4 protein-coding genes and 1 pseudogene are annotated in these 4,351 nt (G+C 66.8%); 1 reads left to right on the top strand and 4 read right to left on the bottom strand.

Annotated elements, in window-relative coordinates; genetic code table 11:
• Positions 1–171: 171 nt before the first annotated feature.
• Positions 172–1,014 carry a DUF6065 family protein gene (locus E1294_RS51145; protein ID WP_246083876.1) on the bottom strand — a complete coding sequence of 281 codons (843 nt, stop codon included), beginning with the start codon at positions 1,012–1,014 and terminating at the stop codon, positions 172–174.
• Between the two features lie 623 nt (positions 1,015–1,637).
• Between E1294_RS51145 and E1294_RS51140 the strand changes: the two genes are divergently transcribed.
• Complete coding sequence (locus E1294_RS51140) at positions 1,638–2,036, top strand: hypothetical protein (RefSeq protein WP_132520349.1); 399 nt, start codon at positions 1,638–1,640, stop codon at positions 2,034–2,036.
• Between the two features lie 139 nt (positions 2,037–2,175).
• On the opposite strand, the pseudogene E1294_RS51135 reads toward E1294_RS51140, so the two are convergent.
• The 3 genes and pseudogenes from E1294_RS51135 to E1294_RS51125 form a co-directional block, all read right to left on the bottom strand.
• Positions 2,176–2,661 (bottom strand): annotated as a pseudogene (locus E1294_RS51135) (nuclease-related domain-containing protein); the annotation flags it as partial.
• Positions 2,662–2,703: 42 nt separating this feature from the next.
• Positions 2,704–2,913, bottom strand: coding sequence for a hypothetical protein (locus E1294_RS51130; RefSeq protein WP_132520346.1), 210 nt, complete (start codon positions 2,911–2,913; stop codon positions 2,704–2,706).
• A 114-nt stretch (positions 2,914–3,027) separates the two neighbouring features.
• Positions 3,028–4,351, bottom strand: a 1,324-nt coding sequence (locus E1294_RS51125) for a type IV secretory system conjugative DNA transfer family protein (RefSeq protein ID WP_132520343.1), incomplete at its 5' end; no start/stop codon positions are given.

The raw sequence follows: 4,351 nt of genomic DNA, 5'->3' as shown, positions 1-4,351 counted from the left end.
GGGTGGTGGTGGCGGCGGCGGGCACACTGCTGACTGCGGAGAGTCGCTGCACCCCCCATCGCACGTGCCCGCTGGGAAGGCGTCCGTGATCGCGGCGGTGACGTCGATGACCGACCCGGATTGGCCGCACGGCAGCTGAATCCGCAGTCGACTCGCGCGGAAAGCCATGTGTCACTCCTCGTCAACTTGAGCGAAGGGCCGCAGGGTGCGGCGAACGCAGTGATCATCGACATGCCGGGTCCCGTCCACATCGCAACCCTGGAAGTAGTCTTTCTGCCAAGCCGCAGGACCCCGCGCCGTGTGCGGGAGGTCGCGTATGAAGTCGTTCCGCGACGTCAGCCACGAGCCATACCGGGAGGCTAGTTCGGCATCGCCGTCGAGCGGTGCGACCCGGGGATCGAACTCTTCCAGCTCACCACGTCGCTGGGGCACGATCATGCAGATGGGCTCGTCCACCGCGAACGGAATCGGGTCGAACGGCCGGGTGACGCGCCAGTTCATTGTGAACGTCGCGGCGATCCAGTCGGTCTCCACGATCCCCTCGAGAGGCTGAATGCCGTCTTTCGGCAGGTTGGCCGGGCCTCGCACCAGCAGCCCGTAACCGGGTGGGGTGCGAAAAAGGTAGGGAATTGAGAAGGTTACGATGCCGTACCCGAAATGGCTTGAGGCAAGCGGGCGCGCGGGCCCCGACGCCTCGATGACGAGGTCCTCTGCGCGGTCGCGACCCATCCAGGTCACCTGGAAAGGCACGGGGTTGAGTATCCACCAACCGCTCTGATTCGCGACGGTTAGAGGGAGGCAGCGGCGGACGAAGCGCTGGTCGGTGGCGTTAATCCACGCTCTTTTCACTGGTGCAGGAATGATCCGCGGAACCGACTCCGAGGTCAGTGGACGAGCGATGAGGTCACGCAGAGCTCCAGCGGAGTCGTCATCTGCTGGCGAACCGTCCGACGCCACTGCTGCCGGAACGTCGCGAGGATGAGTCACGACAGTAGCGTACGAACACGGCTTCATCCGATCTAGGGTATGAATGGGCTACAGTCGCATAACGCAACGTCACGACAGTCCTAAGAGGCGCTGCCACCTAGCCCCGATCACAACCCGCTCGTGATCGACCCCACGCCCATATCCGCAGGTCCACGGCAGCCGCTGGCAACCGAGACACAGGAGTCCGGCATCGTTGGAGACGCTGATCGCGGCCCTAGCATCGTTCCGAGTGTCGACAGGCTCAGGGAATCCGTAAGAAGCTCGCAGAGGCCGCAGCGATCCGGGGGTTGGGGCGAGCCGTGGAAGGACAAGCTCGATGTCTATGTCGCGAGCCTCGGGGAGGAGGAGTTCGACACCCCCGCGTTCTACACCAGGTGCATGAGGGACGGCCTCTCGCTCGAGCACAAAGTGGTGGTGGATGAGCAGCCCCTCGTCCTTACCCGTCGTTCTTGTCCGACAGCCGGTCATCGAGGAGCGGAAGATGTCGGGGTTCCTTGGCGACTACAGATACGACACGGAGGTCGTAGAAGTCGGCATGGGCCTGTTCGAGGTCATCGCGGGTTGCAAGCGCAGAAAGACTACAAGGGCGAACTGAAGCTGGGTATCCTCCAGTACGCCTCTAGCAGCCGGGTCGCGCGAGGTACGACGGCGTGACTGTGTCTAACGAGTTCACCAACGCGTTGGACACCGGTGAGCGGCCCTGGTACAAGGGCGTGTCCGCAGGGGTCCTTGCCGGTGAGCCGGTGGCCGTAGCACCGAACGACGCGCCACGTTGGGGCCTTCCGAAGCGGTGGGCCAAGGGACAGAAACTGGCCAGCATCGCCATCAAGGACACGTTCGTTACCCATGCCGTCGTACAGGTCGAACACAACACGTTCACCAAGTTCTTCACATGCGAATGGGCCTTCACCCTCGAGTACGACGCCGCGAAGCCCGATACGGCTACAGCGATCTACGAAGTGACGGACCAGCGGCTCGACAGTGGAGAAATCGTCTTGACCGGATCTGAGCGGCTGGCAGGCGATTACCTTGAGCAGGTCACGAAGTAATACGAGCTGAGCAGGACGTTTGTTGGCTCGTGGCGCAGCGATGGCGATGTCAGCTCGCCCGGGTGCTCGGGGCGTACGGCGTCTGCCAAGAAGCAGCACTTGACGCTCGTCGGGTGCCTGCACTTTCACGCTGCCATGCCTAGTGCGGCACGTATGCAGGGAGAGCCTGCTCGGCGGCCGCGGCCAGGGCTGCGACCTTTTCGGCGGTGTACTTGCGCGGGCGGCGGGTGATGGAGCCGTGCACTCGAGAGGCGCGCAGGATGGTGGTGCCTCCGGTGTTGATGGCTCCCCAGCGGGGCAGGCGGGCGCCGTGTACGGCGATGATGGCGACGACATCGACCGGTTGTCCGGTCGCGCGGCGCAAGGCTTCGCCGGCGGCTCGTGCCTCGAACACGACCGGGCGTACCACTTTGTCGATCGGGGTGCGGCCGACCCACAGCGTGCCGTTGCCCGGCTTGATCGTGGTGTGGCGGTGCCATTTCTTGGAGTCGATGACGAACACGCCTATCGGGCCGATGACCAGGTGGTCGATGTTCGCGCGGCTGCGGGGGATGGCACGGTCGTGCAGCACGGTGTAGCCGGCCAGTTCCAGTGATCGGAGTCGGCGGGCGGTGGCGCGCTCGCCGGCGGCGCCCTTGCGCCAGGCCGTGGTCGAGGAACGGCGATGTCAGTGGTGCACGAGGTCGGCGACGGCGACGACGGCGGCCGTGGCGATGGCGGCCTGCCAGCCGAGCAGCCACCACACCACGGCGCCGGTGATGAGGGCGAGCGCGGCGCGGACGGCCCATCGGCGTGTGCGGGTGGCCTGCAGGCGCGCGTGGTAGGTGGCTTGTGCCGACGCTCCGGCGTTCGAGCGGGTCGGTCGTGGGGTGGTCACTGTCACCTCGCTTGGGGATGAGGTCCGTGCCCGACGTCGCAACGGTACGCGTCAGGTCTGACAATCGCCCCGGCTGTCACAGCCGGCGCAGACGGCGAGGTGCGTTCGGTCGGGTCATTTGGTGCTCTCCTCGTGGGCTCGGCGCGGGTCGGTCGAAAGACGGAGCTTGGGCCTGCTGGGCGTTGAGGTTTCTGGACGGGAGAAGGCAGCGCGCGAGGCTGCTCGTACCGCTTCCTGACGGCCGGGGATCAGGTCGGGGAGAGGGCGGGTGCGGAAGGTGAAAGCAGGGGATTGGCCGCCTTTGCCGGTAATGACACGTCCAGCGGCTTGGTACGCGCCGAGGTGGGACAGGTCGTGCGCACCGAGTACGGGGCCCACGTGGCGGGCGAGCTCGTGAGCGTCCTCGGGAGAGGCGGTGAAGTAGACCTTGTTGCGGGCGTCGGCGGAGACGGCTTCGCGCAGGTCTTTGGGGAGCTGGGACAGGTGTTGGTGGGCGAGAGCGAGGGAGAAGCGGTAGGCACGCGCCTCGGCCAGGAGGTCGCTGACGGCGATGGGCATGTTGAGGAAGTTCTGGGCCTCGTCGATGTAGGCGGCAGCGTCCCGGCGCTCGTGCTCAGGGAGGCGTACACGAGGGGTGATGGCCTGCCAGGTGTGCGCGAGGAGGACGGAGCCGAAGAGGCGGGCGGCGTCTTCACCCAGCACGCCCTTGGGAAGACGGGCCAGGACCAGGCCGCCGGTGTCCAGGGTGCGAGCAAGGTCGAAGGTGGAGGTCCCGCCGGAGAGGGCGTCGCGAACGAACGGGCGGAGCAGAACGGCGCGGAGCTTGTTCATGACAGGGCTGATCACAGCGGCGCGGGCGGCAGGAGACAGCTCGTCGTAGGCGGTCCAGAAGCCTTGCAGCAGCTCGTCCTGGAGCCGGCCGACGATCCGAGCTCGAAACGGGGTGTCAGTGAGGAGCTTGGGGATCTCGGCGAGGGTGGCACGATGGCCCTGGGCGCGGACGAGGGTGAGGCAGGCCGAGCGCATGAGGTCGTCCAGGCGCGGCCCCCAGGACGAGGCGAAGCAGCGGTGGAAGATCGTGACGATCGAGTCGACGGCGAACGCCGGGTCGGGTCCGGCCAGGACGTTGAAGCAGGGTGGGCTGCCCGGCTCGGCCGGGTCGAACAGGACGGTCCTGCCGATGGCACGTTCCGGGAGTCGGTCGAGGACGTCGTCGATGAGGTCGCCCTTGGGATCGATGACGAGGGCACCTCGGCCGGCGTGGGCGTCGGAGAGGATGAGGTTGGCCAGGAAGGTGGACTTGCCGACGCCGGTCTGGCCGAGGACGTGCAGGTGCTGGCGGGCGGAGGCCACGGTGACGCCCACAGGGCGCGGGTGGCCGGTCTCGGCGTCGCTCAGCACCCGGACGTCCGGCCCGTACGCGGGGACGTCGGGGGAG

This window comes from Nonomuraea diastatica (assembly GCF_004349015.1).
Lineage (GTDB): Bacteria > Actinomycetota > Actinomycetes > Streptosporangiales > Streptosporangiaceae > Nonomuraea > Nonomuraea diastatica.
Note: the sequence above shows the minus strand (reverse complement) of the source record. Positions and strands in the feature narration are given on the sequence as shown.